13 protein-coding genes and 1 rRNA gene are annotated in these 16,414 nt (G+C 70.9%); all 14 read left to right on the top strand.

The window, feature by feature from the left end; translation table 11 throughout:
* Positions 1-82, top strand: a 5S ribosomal RNA gene (rrf, locus tag VF746_16665); the annotation flags it as partial.
* Between the two features lie 399 nt (positions 83-481).
* A complete protein-coding gene (gene era, locus VF746_16660; protein ID HEX8694056.1) occupies positions 482-1,411 on the top strand; it encodes a GTPase Era in 930 nt (309 codons plus the stop codon).
* Positions 1,408-1,575 carry a Trm112 family protein gene (locus VF746_16655; GenBank protein ID HEX8694055.1) on the top strand — a complete coding sequence of 56 codons (168 nt, stop codon included), beginning with the start codon at positions 1,408-1,410 and terminating at the stop codon, positions 1,573-1,575. The genes era and VF746_16655 overlap by 4 nt, the downstream gene beginning before the upstream one ends.
* A gap of 176 nt (positions 1,576-1,751) precedes the next feature.
* Positions 1,752-2,726, top strand: a complete 975-nt coding sequence (locus tag VF746_16650; protein HEX8694054.1) for a diguanylate cyclase — start codon at positions 1,752-1,754, stop codon at positions 2,724-2,726.
* Between the two features lie 75 nt (positions 2,727-2,801).
* Positions 2,802-3,386: a zinc-ribbon domain-containing protein gene (locus tag VF746_16645; protein ID HEX8694053.1), complete on the top strand. Its 585-nt coding sequence runs from the start codon at positions 2,802-2,804 to the stop codon at positions 3,384-3,386.
* 279 nt (positions 3,387-3,665) lie between these two features.
* Positions 3,666-4,700: a peptide chain release factor 2 gene (gene prfB / locus VF746_16640; GenBank protein HEX8694052.1), complete on the top strand. Its 1,035-nt coding sequence runs from the start codon at positions 3,666-3,668 to the stop codon at positions 4,698-4,700.
* 16 nt (positions 4,701-4,716) lie between these two features.
* Positions 4,717-6,312, top strand: a complete 1,596-nt coding sequence (lysS, locus tag VF746_16635; protein ID HEX8694051.1) for a lysine--tRNA ligase — start codon at positions 4,717-4,719, stop codon at positions 6,310-6,312.
* Between the two features lie 187 nt (positions 6,313-6,499).
* Entirely contained in the window at positions 6,500-7,741 is a 1,242-nt protein-coding gene (locus VF746_16630; protein HEX8694050.1) for an ABC transporter permease, read from the top strand.
* On the top strand, positions 7,734-8,483 hold the full coding sequence (locus tag VF746_16625) for an ABC transporter ATP-binding protein (GenBank protein ID HEX8694049.1): 750 nt from the start codon (positions 7,734-7,736) through the stop codon (positions 8,481-8,483). The genes VF746_16630 and VF746_16625 overlap by 8 nt, the downstream gene beginning before the upstream one ends.
* Before the next feature lie 17 nt (positions 8,484-8,500).
* Positions 8,501-9,019, top strand: coding sequence for a UvrB/UvrC motif-containing protein (locus VF746_16620; GenBank protein ID HEX8694048.1), 519 nt, complete (start codon positions 8,501-8,503; stop codon positions 9,017-9,019).
* 340 nt (positions 9,020-9,359) lie between these two features.
* Positions 9,360-10,460, top strand: a complete 1,101-nt coding sequence (locus tag VF746_16615; protein HEX8694047.1) for a protein arginine kinase — start codon at positions 9,360-9,362, stop codon at positions 10,458-10,460.
* Positions 10,461-10,629: 169 nt separating this feature from the next.
* On the top strand, positions 10,630-13,119 hold the full coding sequence (locus VF746_16610) for an ATP-dependent Clp protease ATP-binding subunit (GenBank protein ID HEX8694046.1): 2,490 nt from the start codon (positions 10,630-10,632) through the stop codon (positions 13,117-13,119).
* Positions 13,120-13,127: 8 nt separating this feature from the next.
* Complete coding sequence (bamA, locus tag VF746_16605) at positions 13,128-15,587, top strand: outer membrane protein assembly factor BamA (protein HEX8694045.1); 2,460 nt, start codon at positions 13,128-13,130, stop codon at positions 15,585-15,587.
* A 28-nt stretch (positions 15,588-15,615) separates the two neighbouring features.
* Complete coding sequence (locus VF746_16600) at positions 15,616-16,182, top strand: OmpH family outer membrane protein (GenBank protein HEX8694044.1); 567 nt, start codon at positions 15,616-15,618, stop codon at positions 16,180-16,182.
* The last annotated feature ends 232 nt before the right edge of the window (positions 16,183-16,414 follow it).

Below are 16,414 nucleotides of genomic sequence, written 5' to 3'. Positions count from 1 at the left end.
CATCCCGAACTCGGAAGTTAAGCCTCGCTGCGCGGATGGTACTGCCGGGGCCACCCGGTGGGAGAGTACGGCGCCGCCGGCCCACTTAAACGCAACGCCCGCTCGATTCAACTGAATCGGGCGGGCGTTGCTGTTTGTGCTTCCAGGCAGGCGTCCGCGCGGGGCCCTCACCCGCCGCCTTAGAGCGGCAACCCTCTCCCAACTGCGGGAGAGGGTGGACTTTACGAGTGGGTCCGGAGGCTGTTCCCTGTACCCTGTCCCCTGTTCCCTGCAGTTGCGTGAGGGATGCGCGCCCGGAGGGCCGGGACGCCGCCGACACAGGGGTATCGTGGCGGCGGTGGCCCGGCGCGGTTGGGCACGGTCGTATCGTGCCCTACCGCGCGCGCAGCCCGGCCCGGAGCGCAGCGGAGGGACACGCCCGAATCCGCGGTTCGAAGCGGTTGGGGTTTCCCCGACCCGCGACGGCGCGTAGAATTCGCGCATGTCCACGACGGAGAACGCAGCTGCCGAAGCACCCACCAAAGCCGGCTACGTGGCGCTGATCGGCTTTCCCAACGTGGGGAAGTCGTCGCTCATGAACCGGCTGGTGGAGCAGAAGCTCAGCATCGTGACGCCGCTGGCGCAGACCACGCGCGAGCGGGTGCTGGGGATCGACACGCGCGGCGGCGTGCAGATAGTGTTCGTGGACACGCCGGGCCTCGTCGATCCCCGCTATCTCCTGCACAAGGCCATGATGCACGAGGCCACGGAGGTGATCGGCGACGCCGACGTGGTGCTGCTGCTGGTGGACGCGAGCCACGGGGCGCCGGCCTTCCGCGAGGACCTGCTGGAGCTGGTGCGCGCGGCGCCGGAGCTGGTCGTGGTGGCCAACAAGCTCGACGTGGCCTCGCGCGAGGGCCGCGAGGCGGTGCGCCGCTGGAGCCGCGAACTCTTCGGGGCCGACCCGGTGGAGGTCTCGGCCGAGACGGGCGAGGGGGTGGAGGCGCTGCGCGCGCTGATCGCCGAGCGGCTCCCGGAGGGACCCTTCTTCTTCCCCGAGGACGACGTCTCCTCGCAGCCGGTGCGCTTCTTCGTGGCCGAGCTGGTGCGCGAAACGGTGTTCGAGCAGTACGGGCAGGAGGTGCCGTACAGCGTGGCGGTGAAGATCGAGGAGTTCCGCGAGGCCTCGGCGCCGATCTACGTGCGCGCGGTGATCTTCGTGGAGCGGCCCACGCAGAAGGCGATCCTGATCGGCGCGGGGGGCTCGGCCATCAAGCGGCTGGGGCAGGCCGCGCGGATGAAGGTGGAGGAGTTCGTCGGCGCGCCCGTCTACCTGGACCTGTGGGTGAAGGTCCTGCCCAAGTGGCGCAAGAGCCCGCTGGAGCTGCAGCGGCTGGGGTTCACCCTTCCCGACACGGAGAAAGCCCGGTGATCGAGCAGTGGCTGCTGGACCTGCTGGTGTGCCCCAAGTGCAAGGGGGACCTGACGTACGAGCGCGAGCCCGAGGCGCTGGTGTGCCCCGCCTGCCGCCTGCGCTACCCGGTGCGCGAGAACATCCCGATCCTGCTGATCGACGAGGCCGAGCCGCTCGCCTGAGGCCGGTTCCGCCCCGACCGGTGCGCGGCGCGACGTGCCCGCGCACCGTTTGGTTTGACACGGCGGACGGACGGGAATATCATGTTCCTCTGTTCCCCCCACATTTTCGCCTTTCCCTGCGCATGCCACAGCGCGTCCTGCTGCATTTCTCTCCGCACGCCCGTACCGCGCCCGCGTTGGTCCGCCAGTTCGCCGAGGCCGCCGGCTACCCGGTGGTGGAGGTCGGGTGCGCGGAGGAGGTGCGCGTGCGCGTGAGCCGCGCCTACCCGGCGGCGCTGGTGGTGGACGCGTCGGCGCCGGCGGAGGGCGCGCTGGCGCTCTGCCGGGCGATCAAGCGCGAGGCGTTCACGGCGGTGGTGCCGGTGATCACCTACCTGGCGCCGGGGGACGGGGACGAGGGGGCGGCCGCGGCGGCGCTGGAGGCGGGCGCCGACGAGGTGCTGAACGGGGCGTGCGGCGAGCGCGAGGCGGCGCTCAGGCTGCGGATGGCGCTGCGCCGCGCCGAGCGCGACGTGGGGGTGCACCCCACCACGCTGCTGCCCGGGACGGTGCAGATCGAGCGCGACATCGCCGGGCGGCTCCGCTCGGGGGAGAAGTTCGCGGTGTGCTACGCGGACCTCGACCACTTCAAGGAGTTCAACGACCGCTACGGCTACAACCACGGCGACCGGGTGATCCTGATCCTCTCGCGGATCCTGCGCGAGGTGGTGCGCGCGCACTCGCCGGGCGCCTTCGTGGGCCACATCGGCGGCGACGACTTCATCTTCACGGCGCCGCTGGCGGACTTCCGCACCTGCTGCGAGGAGGTGATCGAGGTCTTCGACGAGTTGATCCCGCTGCAGTACTCCGCCGAGGACCGCGAGCGCGGCTACTTCCGGGGGAAGGACCGGCGGGGCGAGGAGTACCCGGTGCCGCTGATGACGCTCTCGATCGGGGTGGTCACCAACGAGCGGCGCAGCTTCGTGCACACGGCGCAGATCAGCGAGCTGGCCACGGAGATGAAGGCGTACGCCAAGAGCTTCTCCGGCTCGATCTACATCGCGGACCGCCGCAGCGGGCGCGAGCCCGCGGAGCCCTCGATGCGCGGGAAAGCGGCCGTCGCGTCGGCCGCGCCGGTGGGGGCGGTGGCGCCGGGGGCGGAGGGCGCGTAGCTTTGTCGGCTCAGTCCGCCGCCGCCCCCGACCGCGGCCGGCCCGCCTGCCTCCGCGACACCGACGGCTCCGTTCATGAACGCTCAGTGCACCCACTGCAAGACGGTCTTCCGCGTGGACCCGCGCAAGGTCCCGGCGGGGGGCGTGCGTGCGCGCTGCTCCATCTGCCGCTCCGTCTTCGAGGTCCCGCCCCCGTCCGGCGACGGCGCCGCGCCGGTGGAATCCGCCGCGGCCGCGGCGCCCTCGCCGGCCCCGGGCCCCACTCCCACTCCGGAGCCGACGCCGACGCCGGCCCCCGAGCCGATGCCTGAGCCGACGCCCGCTCCCGCTCCCGCTCCGCCCCCGCCCCCCGCCCCGCGCCCGAGTCCCGCGCCGGCCGCGTCGACGGCGGTGCGGACGCCCTCGCCGTTCGGGGCGAACGACCCGGCGGCCAAGGCGCGGCGGCTGGCGCGGGCGCTGGTCTCCGACATCGTGACGTACTTCCCCGAGCGGCGCGACCAGGCGCTGCAGCAGGGGACGCTGAAGCGGGAGTTCATGGAGGAGATCAAGAAGAGCTGGGAGGAGTACGTGGCGCAGGTGGGCGCCGAGACCGCCCGCAGCACCCCGTACTTCCGCGAGGCGCTGAACGACATCCTGGCGAAGGGGCAGCAGGTGTTTTGAACGGCAGTGCGAGAGTGCGAAGTGCGAAAGTGCGAGAGTGACTTCACCCCGTCAGCGAACGCTCGGAGCGACGCGGAACCACTTTCGCACTCTCGCACTTTCGCACTTTCGCACTCGCAGTTCCCCCGGTTATATTCTTGCGGGTACCAGCGGGGCCGTCCTGAGACCGGGCGGCCCTTGTCATTGGTGGACAGGAAGCCACGACGATGATCGCCGAACTGCGCTCCAACCTCGACGCGTACCGCGAAAGGCTCGACGAGCTGAGGGGGTTTCTTTGACATCCCCGCCAAGCGGGAGAAGCTGAGCCAGCTGGAGGCCCGCATGGCCGAGCCGTCGTTCTGGAACGACCAGAACGCCGCGCGCGAGACCATCGACGAGGCCAACAAGCTCAAGGTGTGGACCGAGCCCTACGGCCGCCTCTCGGAGAAGGTGGGCGGCCTGGCCGAGCTGGTGGACCTCCTGGAGGTGGAGGAGGATCCCGAGATGCTCCAGGAGGTCTCGGGCGAGCTGGAGAAGGTGGCCGCCGAGATGGCCGACCTGGAGCTTCGCAACATGCTCCAGGGGCCCGACGACCACCGCGACGCCCTGGTGACCATCCACCCCGGCGCCGGCGGCACCGAGAGCCAGGACTGGGCCGAGATGCTGCTCCGCATGTACGTGCGCTGGGGCGAGCGGCACGGCTTCGAGGTGGAGCTGCTGGACCGCCAGGAGGGCGAGGAGGCCGGGATCAAGGAGGCCACGCTCGAGATCCGCGGCCAGTACGCCTACGGCTACCTCAAGGCCGAGCGCGGCGTGCACCGCCTGGTGCGCATCTCGCCCTTCGACTCCAACGCGCGGCGCCACACCTCGTTCGCCTCGGTCTTCGTCTACCCCGTGGTCGACGACACCATCGAGATCGAGGTGCGCGAGGAAGACATCGAGATGGACGTCTACCGCGCCTCGGGCGCCGGCGGGCAGCACGTCAACAAGACCTCGTCGGCCGTGCGGCTGCGCCACCTCCCCTCGGGGATCGTCGTCGCCTGCCAGCAGGAGCGCAGCCAGCACAAGAACCGCGCGACGGCCATGAAGATGCTCAAGGCCGCGCTCTACCAGCGCGCGCTCGAGGAGCAGGAGAAGGAGAAGGCCAAGCTGGAGTCGACCAAGACCGACATCGCTTTCGGCAGCCAGATCCGCTCGTACGTCTTCCAGCCGTACACCATGGTGAACGACCACCGCACCGAGCTGAAGATCCCCGACGTGCAGCGGGTGATGGACGGCGACCTGGACGCGTTCATCCAGGCGTACCTGCGGGAGTTCGGCGCGGTCCACGCTTAACTGCGTCAGGGGACAGGTGACAGGGGACAGGGGACAGCCGGCGGCGGCCGTGGAGACCGGGGAGCGCGAGGGGCAGTCGTCCGACGAGTGGATCGTCCGCGACCGCACCCTGAAGCTGGCCCGGCTGCGCGAGCGCGGGGTGGAGCCGTACGCCTACTCGTACGATCCCACGCACTCCGCCGCGGACGCGCTCGCCCTCTTCGCCGCGTGGGAGGCGGGGAAGGGGGACGCGGAGGCCGAGGGGCCGGAGGAGACCGTCCGCGTGGCCGGCCGGATCGTCTCGCGCCGGGTGATGGGGAAGGCGGCATTCGCGCACCTGGCCGACCGCACGGGGAAGATCCAGCTCTACCTGCGCCTCAACGACGTGGGCGAGGACGCCTACCGCCTGCTGGACCTGATCGACCTGGGCGACTGGATCGGCGCCGAGGGCACCCTCTTCCGCACCAGGACAGGGGAGGTCTCCCTCCGCGTCCGCTCGTACCAGCTCCTGGCGAAGTCGCTCCGGCCGCTCCCGCTCGGCAAGGAGGAGGTCGACCCCGAGACCGGCGAGCGGCGCGTCCATTCCGGCTTCAGCGACGTGCAGGCGCGCTACCGGCAGCGCTACGCCGACCTGGCGGTCAACCCCGAGGTGCGCGAGGTGTTCGTCGCCCGGGCGCGGATCGTCTCGGCGTGCCGGCGCTTCCTGGACGAGCGCGGCTTCATCGAGGTGGAGACGCCAGTGCTGCAGCCGATCTACGGCGGGGCGCTGGCGCGGCCGTTCGTGACGCACCACAACACGCTCGACATGCAGCTGTACCTGCGCGTGGCCGACGAGCTGTACCTGAAGCGGCTGATCGTGGGGGGGATGGAGCGCGTCTACGAGATCGGCAAGGACTTCCGCAACGAGGGGATCGACCGCTTCCACAACCCCGAGTTCACCATGCTGGAGTTCTACGCCGCCTATATGGACTACGAGGCGGTGATGGAGCTCACCGAGGAGCTGCTGGTCTACGTGGTCACCCAGGTCCTCGGGACGACGAAGGTGAGCTTCGGGGGGCACGAGATCGACTTCGCCCCGCCGTTCCGCCGCGTGACCATGTACGACGCGCTGCGGGAGATGGGCGGCGTGGACGTCCCCTCGCTCTCCGACGACGAGCTGCAGGCGAAGGTGCTCTCGCTCGGCGTGGCGGCCGACGAGGTGAAGACGATGGGGCGGGGGAAGCTGGTGGACGAGCTGTTCGGCGAGATGGTGGAGCCGAGGCTGATCCAGCCGACGTTCCTGACCGACTACCCGCGCGAGATGAGCCCGCTGGCCAAGCCCCACCGCGCCGACCCCACGCTCACCGAGCGCTTCGAGCTGATCGTCGCCGGCAAGGAGCTGTGCAACGCCTTCAGCGAGCTGAACGATCCCGTGGACCAGCGCGAGCGCTTCGAGGCCCAGGCGCGCCTCAAGGCCGCCGGCGAGGAGGAGGTCCAGCCGATCGACGACGACTACGTGCGCGCGCTGGAGTACGGGATGCCGCCCACCGGCGGCTTCGGGATGGGGATCGACCGGCTCAGCATGATCCTCACCGGCCAGCCGTCGGTCCGCGACGTGATCCTGTTCCCCACGCTCAGGCCCGAGGAGCGGTGAAAACGGCAGGGGATAGGGTACAGGGGACAGGGAACGGCCGGCGAGCCGTCGGCGCGGACCCGGCCCTGTACCGCCTCCCGGACCCCTGCGGCGCGGAACCCGGACCGGGGAACAGTTTACTCCCTGCGTCGCGCGGGGAGTCGCAGGCCGTCCCCTGTACCCTGTCCCCTGTACCCTGAAGTCACGCGTGAACCTCGAGTGGTTCATCGGCCGGCGCTACCTCGCCTCGCGGCGGGGGACGCGCTTCCTCTCGCTGATCACCCTGATCGCCATCGGCGGCGTCACGGTGGGCGTCATGGCGCTCATCGTGGTGATCGCCGTGATGACGGGGCTGCAGAAGGACCTGCGCGACAAGATCCTGGGCGTCAACCCGCACATCTGGGTGATGACCTACGGCGAGTCGATGCGCATGGAGGACTGGCGCTCGGTGCTCGGCCGGGTGCGCGAGGTGAAGGACGTGGCGGCGGCGGGGCCGTTCGTGCACACCGAGGTCGGCGTCCGCAACCGCGCCGGCTACGCCGAGGCCGCCATCCTGCGCGGCATCGACCCGGGGCAGCCGGGGCCGCAGGTCACCGACATCGGCGCCACGCTGCGCGACCACCGGCTCCTTCCCGCGCGCACGAAGTCGGGGCTGCCGGCGATCGTGCTGGGCGAGTCGCTCGCCGCGCGCGCCAGCGTCTTCCCCGGCGACACGGTCACCATCATCTCGCTGCAGGACGCGCAGGTCTCGGCCGTGGGCGGGCTGATCCCCAAGATGCGCCGCTTCGAGGTGACGGGCACCTTCCGCACCGGGATGTACGAGTACGACAACAAGTTCCTGTACACGTCCATCCCCGCCGCGCAGGACGTCACCGGCCTCGGCGACGCGGTCTCGGGGCTCGAGGTGCGGGTCCCCGACCCGATGCGGGCCAGCGAGGTCTCCGAGCGCATCACCGAGACCCTGGGGCTGCCGTACCGCACCGACGACTGGAAGACGATGAACGCTGCCCTCTTCTCCGCGCTCAAGCTGGAGAAGCTGGCGATGATGGTGATCCTGCTGCTGATCGTGATCGTGGCCGCCTTCAACATCGTCTCCACCCTGGTGATGGTGGTCACCGACAAGACGCGCGAGATCGGCATCCTCAAGTCGATGGGGCTCACCTCGGCCAAGGTGCTCCGGATCTTCATGATCCAGGGGCTGGTGATCGGCGTGGTGGGCGCCGCGCTCGGCGGCCTGGGCGGGGCGGTGGTCACCTGGGCGATGGACCGCTACCACCTGATCAAGATCCCCGGGGAGATCTACTTCGTGAACCACCTCCCGGTGGGGTACGACCCGCTGGACCTGGCCACCATCCTGGCCAGCACCATCGCCATCTCCTTCCTGGCCACCGTCTACCCGGCCTGGCAGGCGGCGCGGCTGGCCCCGGTGGAGGCGATCCGCCATGAGTAGCCTCCCCGAGCGCGCCCGCGAGCTTCCCCACGCCGCTCCCGAGCCGGCCGTCTCCGCCCGCGGCGTCCGCAAGCACTACGTGGGCGGCGACGGGCAGCCGATCCACGTGCTGGACGGCGTGGACCTGGACGTGGCCCCCGGCGAGGCGGTGTCGGTGATCGGCCGGAGCGGCTCGGGGAAGAGCACCCTGCTGCACGTGCTGGGCGGCCTGGACGAGCCCACCACCGGCGAGGTGACCGTGGGCGGGCGGCGGATGGCGAAGCTCCCCGAGGAGGAGCTGGCGCGGGTGAGGAGCGAGAAGATCGGCTTCGTCTTCCAGTTCCACCACCTGCTGCGCGAGTTCTCGGCGCTCGAGAACGTGGCGATGCCGCAGCTGATCCGCGGCGCGGCGCGGCGCGAGGCCGAGGGGCGCGCCCGCGAGCTGCTGGGCGCGCTGGGGCTGGAGGGGCGGCTCTCGCACAAGCCGGCGCAGCTCTCCGGCGGCGAGCAGCAGCGGGTGGCGGTGGCGCGCGCCCTGGCCAACCGCCCGCTGGTGCTCCTGGCCGACGAGCCCTCGGGGAACCTGGACCCGGAGACGGCCGAGGCGCTGCACGACCTGTTCTTCCAGGTGTGCCGCGACGAGGGGGCGGCGCTGGTGCTGGTGACCCACGACCTGGCGCTCGCCGCGCGCGCCGACCGCGTCCTGCGCCTGCACGCGGGGCACCTGGTCCCCGCGCACGAGGACCCGGGGCTGCTGGAGTAGAGAGAGGGACCTTGGAGATGCTCTGCGACCGCTGCGAGAAGAACGAGGCGAAGATCCACCTCACGCAGATCCAGAACAAGGAGATGACCACGCGTCATCTCTGCGAGAGCTGCGCGGCCGCGCTGGGGCTCGACGCCGGCCCCGCCGGGAGCCCGGCCGCGGCGGCGGCCGCGCCGCTGGCCGACTTCCTGGCGCAGATGGGGAAGGCGATCGCCTCGGAGAGCACGGCCACGGCGGGCACCTGCCCCTCGTGCGGGCTCACCCTGGCCGACTTCAAGCGCACGGGGCGGCTGGGGTGCGGCCGGTGCTGGGGCGCCTTCGAGGGGAACCTGCGGGGGCTGCTGCGCAAGCTGCACGGCGGCACGCAGCACGTGGGCAAGGTCTACCTCCCCCCCGACCCCTCGGAGACCGACCGGGTGCAGCGCATCACCTCGCTGCGCCGGAGCCTCCAGCGCGCCGTGGACGAGGAGGACTTCGAGCGTGCCGCCGCCCTGCGCGACCAGATCCGCCGCCTGGAGGCGGAGCTGGAGGTGTGACCCGTTCGGCGGCTCTGCGTCGAGTGAGGGGTGAAGGGCGGCTGAAGCCGCGGCAACAACGGCAGGAAGCCTCGCAGACCGCGCGAGGCTGGCTCGGTGTGGGGACGGCTTCGGCGCGACAGGTCTGGACCCGCAGTCCGCGAAGGCGTTCGTGCTCTTGTAGCGGGCGATTTCAATCGTCCGATTCAATCGTCCGACCGGCGGACGCGCCGCGCGGGGAACGCGAGTTTCTCCGATCCGCGTCCCGGCGACCCGCCGTGACCCGCGCGTCGCGGCGAACTTTGCGATCGATCGACTTCCCGGCCGCCTGGAGCCGGATCTTCAACGGGTATCGAGGACGATGGCGAGCAAAGGGCAGCTACCCGGCGACCCCGAGGCGGGGCTCGGCTGGCTCAGGGCCGACGGGCCGCACGCCGACATCGTGCTCTCCACCCGCATCCGGCTGGCGCGCAACCTCCAGGGCTTCCGCTTCGGCCTGCGCTCCGACGCCGCCGACCGCGCCGAGGTGCTGCGCCTGACCCGCGCCGCGGCCGAGGAGACGGTCTCGCTGAAGGGGAGCACCGCGCTCGTCATCCCCGAGCTCCCCGCCGGCGCCCGCCAGCTCCTGCTGGAGCGCCACCTGGTGAGCCGCGAGCTGGTGGGCGGCAACGGCCACGCGCCCCCCTCCGGCGCCGCCCTGCTGATGGCGCCCGAGGAGCCGGTGAGCGTGATGGTCAACGAGGAGGACCACCTGCGGCTGCAGACGCTCCTGGGCGGCTTCCGGCTGCGCGACGCCTGGCGGCTCATCGAGCGCCTCGACGACGACCTGGGGCAGCGCCTCCCCTACGCCTTCCACCCCGAGTTCGGCTACCTGACCTCCTGTCCGACAAACGTCGGCACGGGGCTGAGGGCGTCCGTCCTGATGCACCTCCCCGGGCTGGTGCTCACGCAGGAGATCGCCAAGGTGCTGCAGGGGATCAGCCAGGTGGGGCTCACCTTCCGCGGGCTGTACGGCGAGGGGAGCGAGGTGGTGGGGAACTTCTTCCAGATCTCCAACCAGACCACGCTGGGCAAGACCGAAGAAGACCTGATCGACCACCTGCAGCGGATCGTGCAGCAGGTGGTGCAGTACGAGACGCAGGCCCGCGCCGTCCTCCTGCGCGACGCCCCCACCGTGATCGAGGACAAGGTGTGGCGCGCCTACGGGCTCCTTCGCCACGCGAGGAGCGCCAGCTTCGAGGAGGTGATGAACCTGCTGTCGGGGGTGCGCCTGGGGGTGGGGCTGAAACTGATCGAGGGCCTCAGTGTATACACCCTGAATCGCATCATGATCTTCGCCCAGTCCGCCCACCTGGAGCAGCTCGGCAACGGGAGCGCGGGCGAGGGGGAGACCGACGTCCGGCGCGCCCGCTTCGTGCGGCAGACCCTGGCCGCCGAGCCCGCCGATGCGGCAGACGACTGAGCCCCGGCGGCCGCCCATCCCGCGGCCGCCGGATCCAAGATAAAACCAGATCATCACTTATCGCCCGTGCCGAGCTTCCGGCGCGGCTTGTGCAAAGCAGGGGTCGCCTGGTGGCGATCCGGCAGGAACACCCGTCAAAGCCTCCGCCCGGGAAGGGCCAGGAAAACCGATGAACTACAACTTCACCGACCGCGTGCGGAAGGTGCTGGCGATGGCCCGGGAGGAGGCCATCCGGCTCCAGCACGACTACGTCGGCACCGAGCACATCCTCCTGGGGCTCATCCGCGAGGGCGAGGGGGTGGCCGCCGCCGTGCTGAACAACCTGGCCGTCGACCTGGAGCAGGTGCAGGAGAAGGTCGAGGAGAGCGTCCGCCGCGGGAAGGCCACCATCGCGCTGGGCGAGCTGCCGTACACGAGCCGCGCCAAGAAGGTGCTGGAGTTCGCCATGGCCGAGGCCCGCGAGCTCAACCACTCGTACGTGGGCACCGAGCACCTGCTGCTGGGCCTCCTGCGCGAGGAGAAGGGGATCGCCGCCGAGGTGCTGGGGCAGCTGGGCGTCTCCCTGGAGGACGCCCGCCGCGAGACGCTCAAGCTGCTGGGGAGCGAGCCCAGCACCTCGCAGCCGGCCGCCTCGGGCTCCATCGGCGGCGGCGCCGCCACGCCCAAGGGCGAGAAGAAGAGCAAGACCCCCGCGCTCGACCACTTCTGCCGCGACCTGACCGAGCTGGCCCGCCAGGGCGAGCTGGACCCCACCATCGGGCGCGAGGAGGAGATCGAGCGGGTGATGGAGATCCTCTCGCGGCGCAAGAAGAACAACCCGGTCCTGATCGGCGAGCCCGGCGTGGGGAAGACGGCCATCGTCGAGGGGCTGGCGCAGCTGATCGCCGAGGGGAAGTGCCCGGACAGCCTTCGCGACTACCGGGTGCTCTCGCTCGACATGGCGGCCGTCATCGCCGGCACCAAGTACCGCGGCCAGTTCGAGGAGCGGCTCAAGGCGGTGATGAACGAGATCAGCCAGAACAAGAACATCATCCTCTTCATCGACGAGCTGCACACGCTGGTGGGCGCCGGCGCGGCCGAGGGGGCGATCGACGCCTCCAACATGCTGAAGCCCGCCCTGGCGAGAGGCGAGCTGCAGTGCGTGGGCGCCAGCACCCTCAACGAGTACCGCAAGTACATCGAGAAGGACGGCGCGCTGGAGCGGCGCTTCCAGACCGTGGCGGTGGACCCGCCCACGGTGGAGGAGGCGATCGAGATCGTGAAGGGCTTAAGGACCCACTACGAGGACCACCACCGGGTGAAGATCACCGACGAGGTGATCGAGGCCTCGGTCAAGCTCTCGGAGCGCTACATCACCGACCGCTTCCTGCCGGACAAGGCGATCGACGTGATCGACGAGGCGGGGGCGCGGGCGCGCCTGGCCACCCAGGTGCCGCCGGCCGACGTGAACGACCTCAAGCAGCAGCTGGACCAGCTGGCCGCCAAGAAGGACGAGGCGATCCGCGACCAGGACTTCGAGCGCGCGGCCGAGCTGCGCGACCACGAGCGCGAGCTGCAGCGCCGCATCCACGAGCGCGAGCGCGCCTGGGAGGAGGAGCGGCGCACCAACCGGCCCACCCTCTCGGAAGAGGACGTGGCGTTCATCGTCTCGCGCTGGACGGGGATCCCCGTCACCCGCCTCAAGCAGGCCGAGACGGCCCGCCTGGTGGGGATGGAGGAGGAGCTGCACAAGCGGGTGGTGGGGCAGGACCGCGCCATCCAGGCGATCGCCCGCGCCATCCGCCGGAGCCGAGCCGGGCTCAAGGACCCGCGCCGGCCGATCGGCTCGTTCGTCTTCGCCGGGCCCACGGGCGTGGGGAAGACGGAGCTGGCGCGCGCGCTGGCCGAGTTCCTCTTCGCCGACCGCAACGCTCTGATCCGCGTGGACATGAGCGAGTACATGGAGAAGTTCTCGGTGTCGCGGCTCATCGGCGCCCCTCCGGGGTACGTGGGCTACGAGGACTCGGGGACGCTCACCAAGGCGGTGCGGCGCAAGCCCTACTCGGTGGTGCTGCTCGACGAGATCGAGAAGGCGCACCCCGACGTGTTCAACATCCTCCTGCAGGTGCTCGACGAGGGCCACCTCACCGACAACTACGGGCGGGTGATCGACTTCAAGAACACGGTCATCATCATGACCAGCAACCTGGGCGCCCGCGACATCGGCAAGGGGAAGGGCCTGGGCTTCCACACCGACTCGACGCAGTCGTCGTTCGAGCGGATGGAGGAGAAGGTCAAGGAGGAGATCGAGCGCACGTTCAACCCGGAGTTCATCAACCGGCTGGACGACACGATCATCTTCCACTCGCTCGACCGCGAGCAGATCGGGCAGATCATCCACAACCTGCTGGCCGACGTGGAGAAGCGCCTCAAGGAGGAGGAGCTGACGCTGAAGCTCAGCCAGGAGGCGGTGGACTTCCTGATCGAGAACGGCTACGACGAGAAGTTCGGCGCCCGGCCGATCCGCCGGGCGATCCAGCGGTACCTGGAGGACCCGCTGTCGGAGAAGATCCTGCTGGCCGAGTACGCGCCGGGCGATGCCGTCGAGGTGAACGTGGCGGAGGACCGCCAGTCGCTCACCTTCCGCGGCGTCCCGGCCGCCCAGACCACGACCACCTGACGAGAACCGTGCTGTTTTCCCCCCACGGAGGACGGGCCGCCCTGGCGGCCCTCCTCGCTTTCGCTTTCTGCGGCGCCGCCGCCCCCCGCGCCGCCCGCGCCCAGGACTCCACCGCCGTGCAGGCCGCCCCCGCCCAGACCGGGCTGGTGGTGGACTCGGTGGAGGTCCGCGGCAACCAGCGCGTCCCCCCCGCCACCATCCGCTCCACCGCCGGGATCCAGCCCGGCGCCACTCTCACCGCGATCCAGGTGCAGGCCGCCATCCGGCGCCTGATGGCCACCGGGAGCTTCGCCAGCGTGGACGTGCTGGTGCGCGAGCGCGGCCAGGGGCGCGGCACGGTGGTGGTGCAGGTGAGCGAGCGGCCCTACATCGCGGGCGTCGAGTTCCGCGGCCTGGAGAGCGCCAGCGGCTCGCAGGTGCGCGACTCGGTGAAGCTGGTGGAGGGGGGCCCCCTGGAGCCGCAGAAGGTGAAGGACGCCGAGCGGCTGGTGCGCGACCTCCTGGCCCGCAAGGGGATCCAGCTGGTCTCCATCGACACCTCGCTGGTGCAGGTGCCGGGGAGCGAGGGGAGCTACCGGCTGGTCTTCAACGTCCGCGAGGGGAACCGGCTCACGCTGGCCGACGTGGACTTCGTGGGGAACCAGGCGTTCGCCGACGAGGAGCTGGCGGGCGCCATGAAGACCAGGGCGGAGGGCTTCTGGTGGTTCCGCTCGGGGCGCTTCGACCGCGAGGCGTTCGAGACCGACCTGCGCGAGAGCCTGCCCCGGTTCTACGCCGACCGCGGCTACATCGACTTCCAGGTGCTGGGCGACTCGCTGGTGGTGGACCCCCGGACGGGGAAGGCGCGCCTGGTGGTGGAGGTGGCCGAGGGCCCGCGCTACCGGCTGGGCGAGTTCACCATCCAGGGCGCCAGCCACTTCCCCGCCGACGAGCTGGAGAAGCTCTACACGGTGCAGCGCCGCTCGGTGCTGGGCCTTCCCTTCGGCGGCCAGAGCCAGCGCGCGGCGGGCGAGGTGTTCGACAGGGGCGCGCTGGACGCGGCGGCCACGCAGATCCACCAGCTCTACCGCAACGAGGGCTACCTGTACGCGCAGGTGGAGCCGGTGGTGGAGCGCGTGCCGGGGCAGCCGGGGCAGGAGCCCACGGTCAACGCGACCATCGCCATCTCGGAGCGGCAGCCGTTCTACGTGCGCCGCATCACCTTCGAGGGGAACAGCACCACGCACGAGCAGGTGATCCGCGACCGGCTGTGGATGGTGCCGGGCGACGTGTACAACGAGGACCGCCTGCTGCAGAGCTACCAGGCCATCAGCGGGCTGGGCTTCTTCGAGACGCCGCTGCCGCTCCCCGACATCCAGCCCGACGCCGACTCGGGGGTGGTGGACATCGTCTTCCACGTGAAGGAGAAGCAGACGGGGAACATCAACTTCGGCACGGTGATCGGCGGCGGCTACGCGGGGCGCGGCGGCGGCGTGTCGGGGTTCCTGGGCTACTCGCAGCCCAACCTGTTCGGCCAGGGGAAGCAGGCCAACCTGCGCGTGGAGTACGGCTACGGCCGCAGCACCTTCGAGGCGAGCTACACCGACCCGGCGATCGGCGGCAGCCGCACCTCGGGCGGGATCTCGCTCTTCCGCACGGGCGACCGCTACGTGCGGGCCCGGAACGGCCGCCGGCTGCGCACGGGCGGCTCGCTGCAGCTGGGCTTCCCCGTGCCCGGGTGGAACCGCACGCGCGCGTTCGTGGGCTACTCGCTGTCGCAGACGGAGTACCGGGCGGTGGACGAGGAGGAGTGCGCGGGGTCGCTGAACGTGTTCTGCCTCCCGAACGCCACCGCCAGCTCGCTCTCGCTCTCGGTGGTGCGCGACACCAAGAACCACCCGATCTTCCCCACGGGGGGGACGCGGCAGTCGGTGTCGCTGGAGCAGACGGGCGGCCCGCTGGGCGGCGACGGCAACTTCCAGAAGCTGCTCACCGAGGGCGAGTGGTGGGTGCAGGTGGGGCGCCTGGGCGCGGGCCCGCGGCCGATCCGGATGGCGGTGGGGCTGAACGTGCGCGCGGGCTCGGTGTTCGGCGACGTGGGGCTCTTCCCCTTCGAGCGCTTCTTCATCGGCGGCGTGCAGGTGGGGCAGCCGCTGCGCGGCTACGGCGACTACACGGTGGGCCCGCGGGGCTACGACCCCAACTGCGTGGCGCTCACCCTGGACTGCCTGGGCGACAGCTTCGTGACCGTCTCCGGCACCTACGCGGTGCGCATCAGCGACATGATCTCGGTGCACGCGTTCTACGACGCGGGCAACGTGTTCAACGACGTGGCGGAGTTCGACCCCACGCGCCTGTTCCGGGGCGCGGGCGTGGGGGCGGTGCTGGTGACCCCGTTCCTGGGCGCCATCGGCGTCGACGCGGCGTACGGGTTCGACCGACCCGATCCGGGCTGGGAGATCCACTTCAAGCTCGGCAGCGGGTTCTGATCTTTTCTTCAAGAGGAGCGGTGAAGCGATGAAGCGGTTCCTGTCGGTGGGCTTCGCGGGCGCGTTTGTAGCGCTCGCGCTGGCGGCGGTGCCGGCCGCGGCGCAGCAGCAGAAGGTGGGGTTCGTGAACTCGCAGCGCATCCTGGCCGAGACGCCGGGGGTGCAGCAGGCGCAGCAGACGCTGGAGCGCGAGCGCGCGGGGCTGGCGGCGCCGCTCGAAACGCTGGAGCAGCAGCTCCAGCAGGGGCAGCAGCAGTTCCAGCAGCAGCAGGCCACGCTGTCGGAGGCCGCGCGCACGCAGCGGCAGCAGCAGCTCCAGCAGCAGCTGCAGCAGTACCAGCAGCGCGCGCAGGCGGCCGAGCAGCAGCTGCAGCAGCGCCAGCAGCAGCTGGTGCAGCCGGTGATGCGGGCCATCAACGACGCCATCACGGCCGAGATGCGCGCGGGCGGGTTCTCGTACATCATGGATTCCTCGGCGCAGGGGATCGTGGTGGTGGACCCGGCGCTCGACATCACCGACCGGGTGCTGGCGCGGCTGCGCACCGCGGCTCCGGCGGCTCCGGCTCCGGCCCCGCCGCCGGCGCCGCGCCCGTAACCTCGCCCCGATCCCCGCGGGTTTGCGGGGGACGGCGGCGAAAGGCTAGACTGGAGGCGCCCGCGATCTTCGGATCGCGGGCGCCTTTGGTGTGTGCCCAGCATGGACAGTGGTCAGGAGGTGAAAGTCCTCCCGGAACTTGGTCGTAGGGACCGAAGCGAGCCGCAAGGCGCCGACCGCGAGGGGAGCGCTGAAAGAAGCGGGGTAGCGAACCCGTCGAGCCGACGAACAG

The sequence above is a fragment of the Longimicrobium sp. genome, assembly GCA_036389795.1.
In the GTDB taxonomy this organism is placed as follows: domain Bacteria; phylum Gemmatimonadota; class Gemmatimonadetes; order Longimicrobiales; family Longimicrobiaceae; genus Longimicrobium.
Note: the sequence above shows the minus strand (reverse complement) of the source record. Positions and strands in the feature narration are given on the sequence as shown.

Coding starts and splice junctions, on each gene's coding strand:
- era (HEX8694056.1), top strand. CDS start 482: ATGTCCACGACGGAGAACGCAGCTGCCGAAGCACCCACCAAAGCCGGC.
- VF746_16645 (HEX8694053.1), top strand. CDS start 2,802: ATGAACGCTCAGTGCACCCACTGCAAGACGGTCTTCCGCGTGGACCCG.
- VF746_16625 (HEX8694049.1), top strand. CDS start 7,734: ATGAGTAGCCTCCCCGAGCGCGCCCGCGAGCTTCCCCACGCCGCTCCC.
- VF746_16620 (HEX8694048.1), top strand. CDS start 8,501: ATGCTCTGCGACCGCTGCGAGAAGAACGAGGCGAAGATCCACCTCACG.
- VF746_16615 (HEX8694047.1), top strand. CDS start 9,360: ATGGCGAGCAAAGGGCAGCTACCCGGCGACCCCGAGGCGGGGCTCGGC.
- VF746_16610 (HEX8694046.1), top strand. CDS start 10,630: ATGAACTACAACTTCACCGACCGCGTGCGGAAGGTGCTGGCGATGGCC.
- VF746_16600 (HEX8694044.1), top strand. CDS start 15,616: ATGAAGCGGTTCCTGTCGGTGGGCTTCGCGGGCGCGTTTGTAGCGCTC.